The organism is Roseovarius sp. EL26, from assembly GCF_900327775.1.
Lineage (GTDB): Bacteria > Pseudomonadota > Alphaproteobacteria > Rhodobacterales > Rhodobacteraceae > Roseovarius.
This window is the reverse complement of the sequence record NZ_OUMZ01000006.1, coordinates 140,162-159,278: the sequence shown is the minus strand read 5'-3', so window position 1 is coordinate 159,278 and position 19,117 is coordinate 140,162. Positions and strand designations below refer to the sequence as shown.

Below are 19,117 nucleotides of genomic sequence, written 5' to 3'. Positions count from 1 at the left end.
GAGGCATCGGTGGATCGTACTTTCAGCCCATATTGGTTCCGCGGTCAGGGCGCGATGATCACCGCAGATTCGCTTCTGCGCCCCTTTGCCGACGAAAACGGGGTTGTCACCGGACCCCTCGGGCCTGCGGCTGACAGCCCGGCCAGCCGCGAGGTTTTGCGTTTATCCCGAAACCGGGCCCCTCAGGAGCTTGATCTCAAGGACTTTGGCAATCGTGTGCTGTCCGTATTTTTGCGTTGGCAATTGAACCCCGCTGTTGGCCTGCCCTCTGAACCTTTCAAAGTGTGGCGCCGCATTGCTTTCCCTCTGTTGCAGGATGTCACTGGGATTTTAACTCAAAAATACAACCTGCCCCCACTTGGCACAGTGCATCAGTTCTTTGAACCGGTGATGTCAATCATTGTCCGCGTCAAAAGCACGGGCCCCGCCTTGGGCGTGACCATCGTTCCACTTGCCAATGGTGTTGGCTTTGAGAATATGCTTGGTTTTGAAAGCCTCGCTATTCCCGCAAATGGAGAGCGCACCTATAGGTTCTACGCCCCCTACATCACTGCGGTGCTGATTAACGGCGCTGATGGTCAAGAGGTAACGATCGCAGGCGAACCATTGTCCCAAGCCGATAAGATAGAAGGTTGGGAATTGATTGAAACGGTTGGGTTGCCGGTTGATCCGAATGATTTTGGCGACCTCGGTGATCAGGCACATGGCAAAGAACAGGGCCTTGTTGGTGCCGAAGTCCCCGCAACCGAGGCGGCGAAACAGCGGTTTGCAAGGGGTATCAACCCTTTCGGTTGGTATCCGGCCTTCCCAACTGGCGACACATCACCCATCTGGGAGATGCCCGACCCCGATGGAATGATTGCAGACGCAGATGGTACCCTCCTTGCGATGCTGCACAAGGCGATGCATGAGCCGCCAAACCAACAGGCGCAATTTCTGGAACGCCACCTGATCCATCCGCCTCAAAATACCAATGGCGATACAATGCCTGCCGACGATGGAGAGGCGCATATCTCGTCGATCAAGCTATTACAGATGGCCGTGGCCACTGACCCGATGCAATCCGTATTGATGGGTTTCGGAACCGGGTATCCTTATGTCGATCTGGATCCGATCAATCTTGGCGCCATGAGTTTTCTGGGCTCTTCAGAGATGGCTGATTATGACTTTATGATCACCGGGTTCTGGTCCAAAGGCCTTGATGGCGATAGCGATGCACGTGAACTGGCCGCGATCATACCGCGTCCGCGCCGTGCATTGCGCCCGCCTGTTCCGGGTGATTTGAAACTGCATTTTTTAGCCCACCAACGCCCGGCTACCCCAGATGGCAATTGGATCGCGACCAGCCGCGCAAGTTGGGAACGCCTGCCTTTGGATAATCTCAATGCAGTTTCAAGTTTCGCCTTCGGTCGCGCTGAAGGCGGTGTTGCGGGCCCAGCAACACCCTTGATGGAGCCGCGCCCTTCGGGCAAAGGGCTCATGCCGATTGGCAACAACGAAAACCGCAAAGACCCAGAATACCCACGTCAATCTGCATCCGATACCGGGTTTACGATCCCGAATTCACCCGGCTCTGTCAGTGCGCAATATGGCGCTGCCACGCAGAACATTTTTGGCATCTGGAGCCCATGGGCAACACAGCCATTTTCCAGCACCCAACCTGATCCTGATACCGTCAACATCATCTCTGCAGAATTGCGCCCAGTCGACACCGGTAGCGGCACTGTCTGTCCTGCCGATCTCGTGGTTGAGTTTGTTGTAGACTGGCGCGTTCGCTCAGTTGCCCGGATTGACTTTCGGGGGCGGCTATTTGCAGCCGCCACCCGTCACACACCAGCCCCTGCTGGCCTGCCGGGCGGTTTGCAAAAAAGCATCGCAGGCGCGCCACAGAATGTTTTCATTACTTTTGCAGGTGACGTGCCCGCCCTGACAGACCCAAGCGTTCCCGGCCTTGACGGCGCCGCAAGCGTCATCAACCTTGACGCACAAGGCGGAGCAGAAGTGGCAGTCCCCGGATTTTCCAGCCAAGGCCATGCCCGCCGCTACCGTGTGACCATCCCCGGTTTCTCGCTTGACTATGCAGGGTCCCCGCATGTTGGTCTGGCGCTTCGCGCACGGCTCAGAGAGGCGCTGCCTCCCGGACGATCGGGCAGTTACGGACCGCGCAGCAAACTAACCTATGCATCTGATCCAAGATCGCGCCCAACGCAAATCATCGACATCGTACGTTTGGCCAGCCTCCCGGATGCCAAAGGTGAATGCCATGCGATTGTAGAATGGCAACCTGTTCCGGGTGCCGATGGGTATATTCTGTATCAAAGCACCGAAACCAGAATGCTGGCCAGCAGAGGCATGTCAGAAGCCCTGCCCGGTGTGACGCTTAGCACTCGCCTGACGACATTGAAAAACGCCTTTACCGCATCCCCTGACCGCCGCGATTTCAACCGTGTGAACAAGACATTGCTGACGGGCACAAATTTGGATGTCGCCTTGCCGCGCGGATCACAGGCAATCCATCTTTTCGTTGTCATTCCAATCAGCGTCGGCGGGGTCGAAGGCCCGTGGCCCAGTGGCCCAGACGCGGACGAAGCGATGATCCCATATGTGGCACCGCGCCTTGCCAATCCTGCGCCCCCAACAATCGAAGCACAGCGGATTGAACGCCCCGGCGGCTTTGCGGCGCGCATTCGTATTGAAACGCGCCCCGCTTCTGGCGCGCGCCCCGGACGTGTCGACATCTATCGCACCCGCGTCGCGGACGCTGCCCGCCAGCTGGATAGCATGGGACCGCCTTTGGCATCTTTGACCGGCAGCACCGCCAGCTGGGTTGCTGGCACAGATACAAATGGAACAGAAACGTGGATAACAGACATCACCGGAGAAGATGAGCCCGGCGGTTCTTGGAAACCACAATGGTACCGCGCCATTGCCTGGGGGCTGGATGATCCGCAACGCGGCGTTCGAAAAGGCCGCGGAAGACCCTCACCCGCTGTTGCGGTTGTAGTCCCGCCAGACGGGCCGCCGCCGCTCTCGCCACCAGTGTTAAGCTGGCCGGGTGGTGGCAATATCGGCGATATTCTTGTTTCCACCATCTCAACCGCACCAATCATGCCAACCTCGCTTGGTCCTCATGTGCTATCAGCTGAGGTGCGTTTGGACGGTGATCCGCAACCCCACTACTACACGATTGCTCCGGGTGCCGGAGATGACCCACTGAATCCCGGGCAAAAACTTCCCGGTGCCACCCCGCTTGATCTGATCTCAGAAGTGCCCGAAATGAGCCAAACCGCACTCTGGCGTGAACCTGATGGTCTGGATCGCAATTACCGCCTGTTCATTAGACGCCCGGGCCCAATGCCCGCAGGCAGCATTCTGCTTCGCATGACCGACCCACTGGGCCGGGTGACCGAACGCCTTACCAGTTTCGGAACCGGGTCAATTATTCCGCTACCAGATTTAAGTGACATTGATAGCTTTGGAATTTCTGGGCGCGGCACAGTCTATTCGGTTACCACCGACGCGCCAATTTCGGGACCGCTTGAATATAGGCTGCGGATCGCCATCCGACCCACATCGGGTAGCGGTGGCATACTGGGCACAGATCGGTTGCGCGACCTGCGAGAAATTCCCGATATTTTTGGCCGGTTCGGCAGACCACCCGGAAGAACCCCACGGTTCGAACCACGCCCCGGCCCAATTCTGGATCTTGGTGTAAACCGTCCCGCATCGCAGTTCAAAAAAGAAGGCAGGCAACTGGTCTACGAAGCCCCACTGTCCGCGGTTCCAATTGGCAGCGTTCCGTCAACAGCCGGTTCCCAGACCCCATTATATTCCGCAAGCCGTCAGCAAATCGGAGGGCGCACAGGGGTGACCGTTTTCGCCCGCACAGATATCCGCGACATCACGTTCGAAATCATCATGCCCGATGGGCGCAGCGTCTCAAGCACAGACCGGGAGTAGCCGATGACACAGTTGAATGTCTTCACACTTACGCCTCAGGCCGCGGCACAGGCGTTGCAAGATAATGGTCTTGACGCTTTGGGGCTTACTATGGCGCGACTCTCAAACGCTTGGGGGACGGCTGATCCAACCTTTGATGCCAATACGCTACGCCTGACCCCTTCGGGCAATGCGCTGGCGCCTTTCCGCGGAACGCTTGAATATCTTGATCAAGGGCATGAGTTTCGGGATGTAACAGGGGCTGGCATCGCGGGGCCCGTTGCTGCGTTTCGTCTTCACCCGCAAGCTGTCCAACGTCTCAGCCGGTTGATGCAGCGATATGCAGTGGCTGCAAATCCGCACCACCGGCCAGTTCCAGAGACGTTGGTGTTTACCGGTGCTGTTCCTGCGCCTGACCGCTCGCCGCAAACTTATGAGCCCGGCGAAAGCCTTGGCAGGTCAGAACCGATGAGCTTTCATGATCACCGGGGCCTGATTATTGATCCAATTTCGATCGCCGCAATTTTTGATGACCTGATGACAACATTGCCAGCGCTCGACTTTTCCAATGGCGCCGGAACCGGTGCGGCAGGTGGCGTTGGCAGCATTACGGCGCTGGCATCGGGCATTATTGCACAGGTGGTGGATCTGCACGGAAATCCCTTTACAGCGGCTCTTGGTGATGTCGGCGTTGAAAAACAAGACGGCGCAGCCAGCACAACCGGCAATCTGGATGCTTCCGGGATCGTGACGCTTGCCGCGGGCGAACTACTCGCAGCAACCGGAACGAATGCCGCAAGTCGGGTTCGCATCGGTTGGGCCACAGGTGGTGCATTGGGGACAGGGCCATTGGCCCAACCCGGTCTGCCCGGTGGTGTCGCACTAACCCGTCAGTTTCTGCGCGCCTATGCTGTCGATCTAGATTGGCACTTACGCGGCAACCGCACGACAAGCCCGATCATCGGAGTCCCGGCCGAAGACGGAGACATGCCTGATGATCTTAAACCTCAGGTCCGCACCGAAGTGGTCATTGACTATGCCGTAGATGGCCCCGACCTGATTGCGCGCGCCAATAACGTTCTGGCCCGGCTTGACGGTGCCCCCGGTAGCCCGCTTTTGTTCGCAGCTGCGCCTAAACTTGATGATGCCGTACCCACTCCACCCGCGCCGGGGGCCCCGGCCCATTGGCCTGCATTCCCGGCACCTGCTGGTGCCGGTGTTTTCGGGCCTACCCCCGCGCCCCTTACCGGGGCAACCGCCACCTGGACTGCAGATGAGGATGTGGTTGTCCAACTTGCTGCAAATGCCGTGCCAGACGGCAGCAGTCTACGGCTTTATAATCAGCGTTTCATCTCAATCCCGGCGATCGGCGAAACACCATCCTTCAAACGTGGAGATGGCGGCGCAGCGATAGCCGTTGCCGGCCAACCCACACTCATCTTGGTTCATAATCCACTTGGCCTAGAATCCGGCGATCCAAAACCCAGCCCCGCCACATTGGTATTTGATCTTGTGATCACCCCTCGGGCGCAAAATCGCCGCTTGTTTGCGGCCCGGTCTTTGCCCATTGCAGCAGGCCCCGCGCCAGTGCCAACGGATGTCTTTGCTCCTGCCTTAGACCGAATGGGTGGATTGACCGACAATGTAAAATCTGTGGCCCCTGTCCCACTGTTTGGCACCGACGACGGACCAGATGACAGCGCCGCAGGAACACCCGTTGATGCAGCACGAGCCTTGGCTTCGGAAACTGTACCCCGAACCGGCCCGCGCCTGCCAACCATGGGTCGGTTGGAATCCATTGTTGTCAGCGGCATCGGTTCCGCGGCCATCAGTACCGGATTAGACTGGGAGGGCGTCCTAAGTGGCACCTCTTGGTCGCGTGCTGCGTTATCGGCCAATCACGCGCAAGGCAATCCCGGCAATCCGCCGGGTCCTGATACTCACAACGGCGGTGTCCACGTCGAAGGCGCATTGGCCTATGACCTTGCGCGCCATGCGGTGCGTCGGGCACAGCCCTTTATCCCCTTGCCGGGCGGCCCCCCTCCTGCGCAGGCCCCAGGTTGGCTTGCAATGTCGGGGGGCAATAATATGAACCCACCACAACGCGCCGGTGCTCCACCGGCGGGTGCAACATCATCTGGTGTATTGTTGCAATCCATTGGTGCCGTTGCCGAAACGCCTGAGCTATCATTGCTACCGCCCGGCAATCCGCTGGACTCTGCTAGCCCGATTGATCTGCAAACGGTGATCAATGACATTGCCAGCGCTCTTGGTATACCGGCACCGACAATCGATGTGACCAACGGTAACCGCTTACTGAATGAGCTGCGCCGCGAATATGAGCTATCTGTGCATGGGTCACGCGATACGCTTTGGTCGTTGGCCCGGGCCTTTCATCAGGCCGAAGAGCTGGTCTATATTGAAACCGCGGGCTTGGCCCGCACGGTTCATCCCGGCGGTGATAGCGGCGCGGTGACAATTGACCTGATCCAGATCCTCGCCGACCGGCTGGCTGCACAGCCAAGGCTCAAGGTCGTACTCTGCACGCCGCGCGAAACCGATTTTACCCCGCCACCTTTTGTGCGGGCAGCGATTGAGATGCGAAATCAGGCGATACAAGCGCTGCAAGCCAGCGCAGCGGGCCGGGTCGTGGCCTTTCATCCGGGCGGCTTTCCTGGGCGCGCTGCACATTTGCCCGGCACAACGGTTGTGGTGGATGATGTCTATTCGCTGACCGGCGCCACACACCTCAGACGGCGCGGCATAAGCTTTGATGGCAGCGCCGCCATTGCATCCGTCGATCACGCGGTTGCGCAAGGATATAGCGCAAAAGTCCGAAACCAACGTGTGCTTTCCATGGCCGACCGCCTTGGCGTTAGTCCGCGTGATGCGATGGGCCTTCCGACGTCCGACTTTATCCGATTGCAGCGCCCGTCTGCAGCATTCTCGCTTGTATCTGACCTTGTCGAACAAGGTGGATTAGGACGGCTGGAGCCCAACTGGCAAGGCCCCGATGATGCAACCGTTATCCCACAAACGCCCAATGTAGCCGACCCCGACGGCAGCGACGGTGCAAATCTGGCGGTCTTTCTTGCCGCATTGCTTAGTTGAAACCTCTCCGCCTACACACAGGCCCCATCTTTGCTACAAGTCGCAGGCCCCATCGTCGAAGGCCTGCATGCCCCATCAAGCCCGCTAAAGATCATTAGTGGGGCGAATACATCACAGACTGTAAGACAAACCCAAAAACAGGCTGTGGTTTTCACTGCTAGAATTAAAAAACGAGGTGCTGTAGCCAGCATTCATCGCCACATCATCAGAGATAAGATAGTCAAAACCGATGTCGAAATTAACCTGTTCCCCATCGCTGGTATCTATACCTTGCGTACTGCTGAAGCTCGCGTCCGAAGTCAAAGCAATAGAGATATCATCAAAACTCAGCTCACTATATTCGTAAAACACACCTGCATAGGGCTGAAACTTGCCAAGGTCATATCGCATATCCAAGCCGACAGAGGCAGATAAGGCCTCTGTATTTTGGCCAGTTACAGCCAGCGACCCTCCGATCGCGCCGGTTTCTGAATACCCATCGACATGGATATCCGAATAATTAGCGCGTGCCTCTACACTATATGAAAACGCGCCCCGCGACGGGAACAGATATCCAACAGCTGCCTGCACGTTATGGGCATTGGAATCTGTCGATGCCGTCGCGCGCCCAGCACTGCCTGCACTCCGTTCTAGATCCAGATCATAGTCTTCGTAGCTGTAGACCAAATTGGCATACACGCCGTTCGTTGCAATATGTTGAGCATAGACCGAGAAATGGTTTCCGGTAACGTCTGAATTCCCCAGATTTCCGGAAATGCCAGTTTCCATATCAGTACGACCATAAGACATTCCAAACGAAAGCGATGGTGTGATTGCAAAATCTATACCCAACTGACCACCGCTTGATGTACTGTCATAACCGCTAAAGCTGCTGCTCGTATCCCGGTCAAGATCCGCAAAGTTTCCGTCAATCCAGAACCTCAAGTTGTTAAAAATGCTATCATCGCCATTTCCGCCGCCATACAATGCAGCGCGTGAAACACCCTCATTCGAGGAAGTTTGCGCATTATTTCGTAAAGCGGATAAGCGCTGGTTGATCTGATCATTCATGAGCATACCTGCAGAATTGACCAACGAGGAATTCACCGGAATCGTCTCAAACGCAATACTTGTCTGTTCGGCAAAGCTATTTAACTTTTCAACAATGGCCGTCATACCAAACAGGGCTGTATACAAAAGAAAATCTGCGCCTGCTAAAAACGGAGTGCCCCCATTCTCTGCCAAAAGCTTCTCTGCACCGGCACCGGTACTAGCAATCGACTGGTATGCGTTACCGTCACTGGAGTGTACGCCAAAATAGTAAGTGCCTGGATCAAGCGTCAGACCAACGATTGAAAACTCATCAAGGTTAGTATTGTTCCCACCCTGCGTAATCGCTGTGTAAAGTGTCCTGCTGGTGCGGGTCGCTGTCCCTGAGAAGAGCTCAACATTGGGGGCATCAAGGGCCCTCACGACATAACGAAAACTATTAGCTGTAGTTAAAGCAGTACTTGATAACATCTGAAATCGCGTAACCTGTGTCTTCGATGCAAAATTATGCTGTGAAAGCAGGATCTGCCGGCCAGGATTAACTTGATTATTCAAAGAATTTGTCGCCGCCCCACTACGGCCTGTGATATTGTCTTTGATGGTGATTTCTTTCGCCTGCAACGATGCAGGTAACAACAGCATGGCGATCACGAATTTTGTAAAGGGCTTTGCTATTTTCATTGTCTGGTTTTCTTTCAAGTAATCCGTCTAAATTTTTTACAAACAGGTACACTTAGTTAGCGGACAGCAGAAAGCCAACGCGCCAAACAATCATTAACGCGCCCTTAATAGCTGATTAAATTGGGTAAAATTTTGGCGTCGCCTTGTTTAGATATTGTTTCGGCTTCTCTCTTTCCGATGCCAACAAACTAACGGCTTGGGGGCTGCAAAATTAGCGTTCTATCGAATCCGCCCAAGACTTATCAAACACCTGCGTGTCATTTTCCCAGGCCGTTAAACTTTGCTCAATCTCAAAGGTATCTTTCAGCCCGCGCATTCTGGCGACCACCTTTGTGCTTGCCTCCCAATCGTCACGCTTCATGGACCGGGTCCAGGCCATCTCAACTTCTGCACTCGCCGGATCACCACGTCGGATGCTCCAACGCTCGGTCATTGCGCTTTCGGTGACAAGGCCCGAAACCTCATCTTTCTGGCGTCCGTGATCCCCGGAAATTTCCAGCGTAATTCTTCCTGTTTCAGTATCCTCATGCCACTGCTTTGCTTCCGTTCCTTGGCGCAGCTTTTTATAAGGTCGGGTTTGGTACGCAATTGGGGGTGAAAAGGTACAAGTTGTACACAAATCCGGGTTCACACTCGGCAATGTCAACGTGCCCTCAGTCAGTGTCAGGGTGAAGTTTTCCCCTTCGGGCCAAACAAAAGGCCAATAGCTTCCACTAATCGCCAAACGCAATTTGTGCCCTTCGGGAATGCGGTAAGCCGTTTGATCCAGCGATACGTTAACCTCAATCTTTTGATCATGATTAAGAGTCTGTTTCACCTCAAAACCTTCAAGATTACGCAGATCCAACATACCCAGTGAAATCAACATGCTGCTGCCATCGGGGCGTACATCGCACAGCCGTGCGATTACCTGACCACGCGCCTTATTAGACGAGAGTTTGATACTAACCTCTGGAGAACCAAGGATAATTTGATCGCCTTGCAAGGGTACACTATCAAAACAAGCCGACAAATTATCATCACATCGCTGATCATCCGGCAACTCTCCCGGGCCAAACCCAAAAGGGAAGAATTCACCACTAGCCTTCCCACAAGCCATGTCAGCTTTCACCTTAATATCAAAAGCTTCTCTATTCCCAAGGGTGTTATCACCAAGCGGTAGAACCGTGTTTTCTTTGTCTGTCGTGCTCCAATCTTTGACCGCAATCCAGTCTCCGGGCCGTTCATCAAGTGACGGGTCCGGCGCCACGCTATCCAAAATATATGCACGATAAGACGGATCATTCTCCGCCCCATTATCAATGTTCTTCAACCACTTATCCCACCAACGTAGAGCAAGATTGTGATAATCGATCGATGGTTCAATCGTACTAATATGCGGATACTTATGACTCCATGGTCCCATGATGCCCTGCACTGGACATTTCAGGTTTTCGACCATCGCCAGCATCGCATTACGGTATCCATCGTGCTGCCCACCAATAACCAGAACAGCCGCTTGCAGGCTATCATATGTTTCGCAGATGGAGCCGTGTTTCCAATAATCATCCCTGTCCGAATGTCGCATCCAACGACTTGCCAGGAATGGCGTATTTTCCAACTGTTCCAACCACATATGCCGTGCTTTGTGGTGACCAAGCAGCGCCGGATCAGGCGGCACAGACAGCCACGACATTGAGGTTGCCGCCCAACCGATGTTCTCGCCAACCTGAATACCGCCCTTGTAGTGGATATCATCATTGTAACGGTCCACGGTGGTGCCAATGCTAATCACAGCCTTTAGGGCCTCGGGCGCACGTGCAGCCAACTGCACACCATTAAAGCCACCCCACGAAATACCCTGTATTCCAACACTTCCGTTGCACCAGCTTTGATCAGCGATCCAATTGATCACCTCAACACCGTCGCTTAGCTCTTGTTCAGAATACTCATCATCATACAGCCCCTCGCTATCCCCAGTCCCGCGACGATCCACGCGCAAACAGGCGTAACCATTGCTAGCAAACCACGGATGCATCGTGTCATCTCGCGCGGCAGTACCGTCGGACTTTCGATAAGGTAAATATTCAATAATGGCTGGAACAGTGTCTATTTTTGCCTCTTCAGGGAACCAAAGCTTTGCAGATAACCTTGTGCCATCAGACAATGTAATGCCATAGTCGGGATCAATCATCATCGGCGATACCTTTCAATTCATAAATCAACTCAAGCGCCTGTTTTGGCGTCAGATCGTCAGGCAATATATCTGCCAAACGGATCTCTACCCGGCTATCGGCAGCGTGTATTTTGGGGGGCGGCGGCGGGACCGCTGAAAAGAGCGGTAGATCATCGATCAACGTGTCACGTTTATTGCCACCTTCGCGCTCGCCTTTTTCCAATGCATCCAGAACAACGCGCGCGCGCTCCACCACCGATGCAGGCAATCCAGCCAGTTTGGCCACCTGTACACCGTAAGATCGATCCGCCGCGCCGCGCCGTACTTCGTGCAGGAAAATCACGTCACCGTTGTGTTCTTTAACCGTTACAGTCGCATTGTCGACACGATCCAATTTTTCACTAAGCTTGGTCAGCTCGTGATAGTGCGTGGCAAAAAGCGCGCGGCACTTATTGGATTCATGCAGATGCTCCAGCGTGGCCCAAGCGATGGAGAGGCCATCGTAAGTGGCGGTTCCCCGACCGATTTCATCCAAAATTACCAATGCATGATCATCTGCCTGGCTCAGAATGGCGGCGGTCTCGACCATTTCCACCATAAATGTAGACCGACCACGCGCCAGATCATCCGAAGCCCCAACACGGCTAAACAGCTGACTGACTATCCCTATATGTGCGGACTTAGCGGGAACGAAACTACCTATCTGTGCAAGCAGCGCAATCAATGCGTTTTGTCGAAGAAACGTGGATTTACCGGCCATGTTCGGACCGGTCAGAAGCCAAATGTCACTGTCTTCACCAAGGTGGCTATCATTAGCAATAAACGGCTCACCACTTTGTGCCTTGAGCGCTTGCTCCACCACGGGATGACGACCGCCTTCAATGTGAAGCACACGGCTTTGATCAACCTTAGGGCAACACCAGCTTTCGTTACGCGCCAGCTCTCCCAGGGCTATAGACAGGTCGAATTCAGCCAAAGCCCGTGCGGTTTGTGAAATCTCTGCCGCACTTTCCAGTATTGCATCTTTTAAGCTGGAATAGAGACGTTTTTCAATCTCCAATGCTTGACCACCTGCATTCAGAATGCGGGTTTCCATTTCGGATAAAGGCAAGGTGGTAAAACGCACCTGATTTGCGGTGGTCTGGCGATGTTTGAAAGTCTCACTCAAAGGCTCCGATAACATCTTCTCAGCATGCGTCGCAGTCACCTCAACAAAGTAACCCAATACATTGTTGTGCTTGACCTTGAGCGACTGGATACCCGTCAGTCCCGCGTATTCTTGCTGCATGGCCGCAATTACGGCCCGGCCTTCATCGCGCAGCTTACGGGCTTCATCCAATTCCTCATGATAGCCCGGCGCAATAAATCCGCCGTCACGCACCAGCAATGGAGGTTCATCGACCAATGCCTCATCCAGAAGGTAAACAAGATCCTCATGACCCAATAAACCCTGCGCCGCAGTCTTGAGCAAATCCGACATATCATGATCATGTGTAAAATCAGCCAGATCACCAGCCTGCGCCAATGCATTGCGCACTGATGTCAAATCACGTGGGCCGCCGCGATCAATCGACAGACGTGAAAGCGCGCGGTCAAGATCCGGCACTCTGCGTAGCATACTGCGAATTTGATTGCTAAAACCGCTATTTTCGAAACCAAATGAAACCGCCTCTAATCGAGACTGAATCACCTCAATTTGTCGTGATGGACTGGAAATACGACGCTCCAGCAAACGCCCACCTGCGGCCGTCACTGTGCGGTCGATAGCCCCTATCAACGACCCAGCACGCCCACCAGACAAGGCATGGGTCAGCTCAAGATTTCGCCGGGTGGCCGCATCGATTTGAAGCACGCGCGCCTGTGCCTCGCGTTGTGGCGGGTGCAGAAGAGGCAGTTTGCCCTTTTGCGTGATTTCGAGATATTCGACAACAGCCCCCATTGCCGCAACTTCGGCGCGGGTGAAATTTCCGTAAGCTTCTAACGTGCCAACTGAAAACAAATCACACAGGCGCTTTTGGCCGCCTGTGCTATCAAAAGCCGCGCGACCAAGCGGGGATAGGGCAATGCCGAACTCATCCGTCATTTCCCCCAGCGCCCGATCCTCACCTTCGGCAACAATCAATTCGCTTGGCATAAGGCGTGCCAATTCTGGCCCCAAACGCACCTCGGGGATCAAGCTGACATGAAATGCGCCGGTTGAAATATCGACCCAGGCCAGTGCGGATTCTCCGCGTACATTAGAAAAGCTTGCCAGATAATTGTGACGACGCGCCTCAAGCAAGCTTTCCTCTGTCAACGTGCCCGGGGTAACCAAACGAACAACATCGCGTTTAACTACTGATTTTGCGCCACGTTTCTTGGCCTCGGCCGGACTTTCAAGCTGCTCACACACAGCAACGCGGAAGCCCTTGCGGATAAGCGTCAGCAAATAGCCCTCTGCTGCGTGAACCGGTACGCCGCACATCGGGATATCATCACCTTCGTGTTTGCCGCGTTTCGTCAGGGCGATATCGAGGGCAACTGCAGCCTCTTCGGCGTCATGGAAAAACAGCTCGTAAAAATCGCCCATGCGGTAAAACAGCATGGCATTGGGATAGCGACCTTTGATTTCCAGATACTGCGCCATCATTGGCGTTACGGCTGATTTACCGGTTGTCACAATTTGCCCCCTGATTTGGCCTGCGCAGAGCTTACAAACCGATGCGACCAGACGAAAGCCAAATCCGGCATTTGGTTGAGCCTTTCGTCAAGCACGTCTATGGAGAGATAACACATCCAAATCTGGACAGGTCCATGTCAAAGCCCAAGTTTACCCGCGAAGAAGCCCTTGCGTTCCACATCGAGCCCACACCGGGCAAGTTTGAGATTGCCGCCACGGTCCCAATGACCACCCAGCGCGACCTATCATTGGCATATTCGCCAGGTGTTGCAGTGCCGTGTGAGGAAATCGCGGCCAACCCGGAAACCGCCTATGACTACACCAACAAGGGAAATCTTGTGGCAGTGATCTCAAACGGGACGGCCGTTTTGGGATTGGGCAATCTGGGCGCCTTGGGATCAAAGCCGGTGATGGAAGGCAAAGCCGTTCTGTTCAAACGCTTTGCAGACGTGAACTCCATCGATATTGAACTGGATACCGAAAACCCAGACAAGTTTATCGATGCGGTCAAATTGATGGAGCCCACATTTGGTGGAATCAATCTGGAGGATATCAAAGCACCAGAGTGTTTCATCATTGAACAACGACTTAAGGAAATCATGGATATCCCGGTATTCCACGATGACCAACACGGCACGGCCGTGATCTGTGCCGCCGGGCTTTTGAATGCCCTGCATATTTCGGGAAAAAAGATCGAAGACGTCAAAATTGTCCTCAATGGCGCAGGGGCTGCAGGCATTGCTTGTATTGAATTGCTCAAATCAATGGGCGCGAAGCATGACAATTGCATCGTCTGCGATACCAAGGGTGTGATTTACCAAGGTCGCACCGAGGGCATGAACCAGTGGAAATCAGCGCATGCGATTTCAACCGAGCTGCGCACATTGGAAGAAGCGATGCAAGGCGCGGATGTTTTCCTTGGTGTGTCGGTCAAAGGTGCCGTGACACAAGACATGGTCAGCGCAATGGCTGATAGCCCGGTGATCTTTGCCATGGCGAACCCTGATCCGGAAATCACGCCAGAAGAGGCCCACGAGGTTCGCCCAGATGCGATTATAGCGACGGGTCGCTCGGACTATCCTAATCAGGTCAACAACGTTCTGGGCTTTCCGTACCTGTTCCGCGGGGCGCTGGATGTACATGCCCGCGCTATTAACGATGAAATGAAAATCGCCTGCGCCCGTGCGCTGGCTGATCTGGCCCGTGAAGATGTCCCTGATGAGGTGGATATTGCCTATGGTCGAAAATTGTCGTTTGGGCGTGATTACATCATCCCAACGCCGTTTGATCCACGTTTGATCCACACCATTCCACCAGCGGTCGCCAAAGCCTGCATGGATACCGGTGCCGCACGTCGCCCAATTGTGGATATGGATGCCTACGAGCAGACTTTGAAATCACGAATGGATCCAACTGCATCGATCCTGCGGTCGATCAATGCCCGCGCGCGCAATTCACAGGCGCGGATGATCTTTGCCGAGGGCGATGACCCCCGCGTCTTGCGTGCTGCCGTGCAGTATCAACGCTCTGGTCTGGGCAAGGCTATCGTCATCGGACGTGATGAAGATGTGAAAGAAAAGCTTGAGGCAGCGGGTCTTGGCGATGCTGCGCGTGAGCTGGAAATCATGAATGCAGCCAAAGCCGACCGGCTGAGCGAATACAAGGCGTTCTTGTACAAACGCCTGCGCCGTAAGGGGTTTGACCGGCACGATGTGCACCGTTTAGCCGCCCGTGACCGGCACGTGTTTGCAGCTCTGATGTTGGCCCACGGCCATGGCGATGGGTTGGTCACCGGAGCGACACGTAAGTCGGCCCACGTGATGGAGTTGATCAACCACGTGTTTGACGCCGATGCCGCCAGCGGCACCGTGGGCGTGACCGCGCTACTACACAAAGGCCGCATCGTTTTGATCGCCGACACATTGGTTCATGAATGGCCAGACGAGGAAGATCTGGCCAACATCGCCCAGCGCGGTGCCGAAGTGGCACGCCATCTGGGGCTAGAGCCACGTGTGGCATTTGTTTCGTTCTCGACTTTTGGTTATCCACGCTCGGAACGAGCTGAAAAAATGCACCGGGCACCGCAAGTGTTGGAAACACGCGGCGTTGATTTTGAGTTTGAAGGCGAAATGACTGTCGATGTGGCGTTGAATGTTACGGCGCAGGAAAGCTACCCATTCCAGCGACTGACTGGCCCGGCAAACGTGCTGGTGGTACCTGCGCGCCACTCAGCTTCAATCTCGGTCAAGCTGATGCAAGAAATGGCCGGTGCGACTGTGATCGGTCCAATTTTGTCAGGTATCGATAAACCAATTCAGCTGTGTTCAACCAGCGCAACCGCAAACGATATTCTAAACATGGCTGTTCTTGCGGCATGTAAAATCGGCTAATCAGAGTAATTTAGAAAAATTAGACCCCGCATGATGTCATGCGGGGCCTTTATTATTAATGAGCGGTTGGTCAACTCCGGCGACGGCGACGACGGCCACCATCTTCACTACTGGAATCCCCTTTCGTGTTAAACGACGGGTTCGGCAGATTGGTAATTTTCGCAAGTTCCGGGAACGGGTCGGTTTTGTGGGGGATGGCGTTGGCTGCAACGAAATGATCCTGGAACTTTGGCTCAATCGCCGTTTCGACCTTGGTAATTTCGCGCACAACACGTTCAATCTCGGTTCGGGCCGCGATATTACAAAGCGCAATCCGCGCACCGGTTCCGGCGGCGTTGCCTGCGCTCATGACCTTATCCAGCGGAACATCAGGGATCATACCCAACACCATCGCGTGCAGGGAACTGATGTGCGCGCCAAAGGCCCCGGCCAGAACAACACGGTCTACCTTGTCGACACCGCGTTGATCCATCAACAGACGTGCGCCAGCGTAAAGCGCTGATTTTGCAAGCTGAATGGCGCGGATATCATTCTGCGTCACAGTAATACGCGGGCCGTCTTCAGCACTGGAGTCATGCACCATATAGGAATTGGTACGCCCTTCGGGAACGCAGCGGCTGGTACCAGTTTGCGCCTCGGACCCGATCAGACCACTTTCATCCATCAGCCCGGCAATGCGCAGCTCTGCCACCGCCTCAATAATCCCAGAGCCACAGATACCTGTGATACCGGTGGTGGCTGTTGCCGCATCAAAACCATCTTCATCTGACCACAGCTCACAGCCGATCACACGGAAACGCGGCTCTTTAGTTTCAGGGTCAATGCGGATCGCCTCAATCGCGCCAGGGGCTGCACGCTGGCCCGAACTGATCTGCGCGCCTTCAAACGCCGGACCTGTGGGCGATGAACAGGCCAACACGCGCTCTTTGTCGCCCAGCAGAATCTCAGCGTTGGTACCCACGTCCACGATCAAAGCCAGATCTTCAGATTTACCCGGCTCTTCCGACAAAGCCACGGCGGCACAGTCTGCACCAACGTGCCCAGCAATACAGGGCAGTATGTAAGTCCGTGCGCGGCGATTGATGGCTGTCAGATCAAGATCACGGGCTTCGAGCGACAGGCTCTCGGAAGTGGCCAGCGCAAATGGTGCCTGGCCCAGTTCCACGGGATCAATGCCCAACAGCAAATGGTGCATCACCGGGTTACAGACAAATACCACTTCGACGATCAAAGCCGCATCAATCTCAGCTTCTTTGGCAATCTCATCCGCCAGCGTGTTGATCGCATCGCGCACAGCGGCGGTCATTTCTTTATCGCCACCGGGGTTCATCATTGAATAGCTGACCCGGCTCATCAAATCCTCACCAAAGCGGATCTGCGGGTTCATGATACCTGATGAAGCCTTGACCTCCCCGGTTTCCAGATCCGTCAGGTGGGCAGCAACGGTGGTTGAGCCCAAATCGATTGCCAAGCCATACAGGCCAGCCTCGTGCAGGCCCGGCCAGATATCAATGACCCGCGCAACCGTATCATTATGAGCTTTGTTCAACGCAACAGTGACCTGAAACTTGCCCTTGCGCAGAACTGGCTGAAGCTTGGTTAAAAGAGTGACATCAGCGGTGATGCCGTCAATTTCCCATTGATCGCGCAAGGCGCGTTCCAACCTCTCCAAATCGCCAGTGGGTTCGTGCATGTCGGGCTCGTCCACCTCAACGAAATATAGACGTGTGGCTGGATCCATCTGGATTACCCGGGCCGATGCCGCCTTGCGGACAACTTGTTTGTGCACCTGGCTTTCTGGCGGCACATCGATGACAATATCGCCCTGAACGGTGGCCTGACAGCCCAAGCGACGCCCGGTTTTAAGCCCGCGTTTGTCATCATAACGCTGCTCAACCGAATTCCATTCAGACAAGGCATCATCGGCAACCGTCACACCATGTTTTGGAAACTCCCCATAGCTAGGGGTGATCTGACATTTGGAGCAGATCCCGCGCCCACCACAGACCGAATCAAGGTCCACGCCCAATTGCCGGGCGGCTGTCAGAACCGGTGTTCCAACAGGAAAATTACCACGTTTACCAGAGGGGGTAAAAACGACGAGGGGATCGGTGCTCATGATAATGGCCCTTAGCTTTTGTTGCGCGCTGAGATCAGACAATAATCAGCTGTGGACATAAAGGAAGGCTACAACCGGCAAAATTTGTCATAGCCGCGTCATATCCGCCCAAGCCTTAGCATTTCCAATTACAAAAGCGCTGATTTGTGGTGTTTATAAACCACAGTTCGCTCCCTTAATTTCATGCCTCTACTGCCTGCAAAGCGACGCTTGACTCTGCCCACAACCCTTGTATAAGCGCGCATTCATTGGTGTTGGTGGCCCTTGCAAAAGGGATCCTGTCACTTCGGCAAAATCCGGAGAGAGGACAACGCCCTTCGAAACCTTGAACGAAGGAGATCAGCAGATGACAAAAAGAACTGCTGCCAAATACAAAATTGACCGCCGGATGGGTGAAAACATCTGGGGTCGCCCAAAATCACCAGTAAACCGTCGTGAATATGGCCCCGGCCAGCACGGTCAGCGCCGCAAGGGCAAACTGTCTGACTTCGGTCTGCAGCTGCGTGCCAAGCAGAAGCTGAAAGGCTACTACGGCGACCTGACAGAGAAGCAATTCCGTCGCGTTTACAAAGAAGCTGAGCGTGTAAAAGGCGATACAGGCGAAAACCTGATCGGTCTGCTGGAGCGTCGTCTGGACGCGGTTGTTTACCGTGCCAAGTTCGTTGCAACCATGTTTGCCGCACGTCAGTTCGTGAACCACGGCCACGTCAAGGTAAACGGCCAGCGCGTCAACATCCCGTCTTACCGTGTTAAAGAAGGTGACGTGATCGAAGTGCGTGATCGTTCCAAGCAGATCGCTGTTCTGCTGGAAGCCGTACAACTGGCTGAGCGTGACGTTCCTGACTACATCGATGCGGACCATTCAAAAATGACCGCAACATTCGTTCGTACGCCTGGTCTGGCTGATGTGCCTTATCCAGTGATCATGGAACCGAACCTCGTTATCGAATTCTACGCGCAGAACTAAGCAACTCGCTATTTCTGCCAGAGGCCGCGACGGGAAACCGCCGCGGCCTTTTTTTTGGTGCTGGCCA

8 protein-coding genes are annotated in these 19,117 nt (G+C 54.6%); 4 read left to right on the top strand and 4 right to left on the bottom strand.

All coding sequences use genetic code 11. From position 1 onward, the window contains the following. The first annotated feature begins 9 nt into the window (after nt 1–9). Both D9A02_RS05725 and D9A02_RS05720 read left to right on the top strand, forming a co-directional pair. Nucleotides 10–3,960, top strand: a complete 3,951-nt coding sequence (locus D9A02_RS05725) for a hypothetical protein (protein ID WP_254054562.1) — start codon at nt 10–12, stop codon at nt 3,958–3,960. Between the two features lie 3 nt (nt 3,961–3,963). Continuing rightward, the gene (locus D9A02_RS05720) at nt 3,964–7,050 is read left to right on the top strand and encodes a hypothetical protein (protein WP_120500031.1); all 3,087 of its coding nucleotides are present in this window, start codon (nt 3,964–3,966) and stop codon (nt 7,048–7,050) included. Nucleotides 7,051–7,161: 111 nt separating this feature from the next. On the opposite strand, the gene D9A02_RS05715 is transcribed toward D9A02_RS05720, so the two are convergent. The 3 genes from D9A02_RS05715 to mutS form a co-directional block, all read right to left on the bottom strand. Continuing rightward, a complete protein-coding gene (locus D9A02_RS05715; protein ID WP_120500030.1) occupies nt 7,162–8,760 on the bottom strand; it encodes an autotransporter outer membrane beta-barrel domain-containing protein in 1,599 nt (532 codons plus the stop codon). 211 nt (nt 8,761–8,971) lie between these two features. Beyond that, nucleotides 8,972–10,936, bottom strand: coding sequence for a CocE/NonD family hydrolase (locus D9A02_RS05710; protein WP_120500029.1), 1,965 nt, complete (start codon nt 10,934–10,936; stop codon nt 8,972–8,974). Further along, nucleotides 10,926–13,544 carry a DNA mismatch repair protein MutS gene (gene mutS / locus D9A02_RS05705; protein ID WP_120500028.1) on the bottom strand — a complete coding sequence of 873 codons (2,619 nt, stop codon included), beginning with the start codon at nt 13,542–13,544 and terminating at the stop codon, nt 10,926–10,928. Before mutS ends, D9A02_RS05710 begins: the two co-directional genes overlap by 11 nt. A gap of 164 nt (nt 13,545–13,708) precedes the next feature. Here mutS and D9A02_RS05700 point away from each other — a divergent pair, with 164 nt between their 5' ends. Next, entirely contained in the window at nt 13,709–15,964 is a 2,256-nt protein-coding gene (locus tag D9A02_RS05700) for an NADP-dependent malic enzyme (protein ID WP_120500027.1), read from the top strand. A gap of 70 nt (nt 15,965–16,034) precedes the next feature. Here the strand turns inward: D9A02_RS05700 and D9A02_RS05695 are convergent, their stop codons facing one another. Next, nucleotides 16,035–18,083, bottom strand: coding sequence for an ASKHA domain-containing protein (locus D9A02_RS05695; protein WP_120500026.1), 2,049 nt, complete (start codon nt 18,081–18,083; stop codon nt 16,035–16,037). A gap of 346 nt (nt 18,084–18,429) precedes the next feature. On the opposite strand from D9A02_RS05695, the gene rpsD reads away from it, so the two are divergent. Next, complete coding sequence (gene rpsD / locus D9A02_RS05690; protein WP_120500025.1) at nt 18,430–19,050, top strand: 30S ribosomal protein S4; 621 nt, start codon at nt 18,430–18,432, stop codon at nt 19,048–19,050. Nucleotides 19,051–19,117 lie beyond the last annotated feature (67 nt).

Bases quoted from the DNA above. Each gene is read 5' to 3' on its own strand.
- D9A02_RS05720 (WP_120500031.1), top strand. From the start codon at position 3,964: ATGACACAGTTGAATGTCTTCACACTTACGCCTCAGGCCGCGGCACAG.
- D9A02_RS05715 (WP_120500030.1), bottom strand. From the start codon at position 8,760: ATGAAAATAGCAAAGCCCTTTACAAAATTCGTGATCGCCATGCTGTTG.
- D9A02_RS05710 (WP_120500029.1), bottom strand. From the start codon at position 10,936: ATGATGATTGATCCCGACTATGGCATTACATTGTCTGATGGCACAAGG.
- mutS (WP_120500028.1), bottom strand. From the start codon at position 13,544: ATGATGGCGCAGTATCTGGAAATCAAAGGTCGCTATCCCAATGCCATG.
- D9A02_RS05700 (WP_120500027.1), top strand. From the start codon at position 13,709: ATGTCAAAGCCCAAGTTTACCCGCGAAGAAGCCCTTGCGTTCCACATC.
- D9A02_RS05695 (WP_120500026.1), bottom strand. From the start codon at position 18,083: ATGAGCACCGATCCCCTCGTCGTTTTTACCCCCTCTGGTAAACGTGGT.
- rpsD (WP_120500025.1), top strand. From the start codon at position 18,430: ATGACAAAAAGAACTGCTGCCAAATACAAAATTGACCGCCGGATGGGT.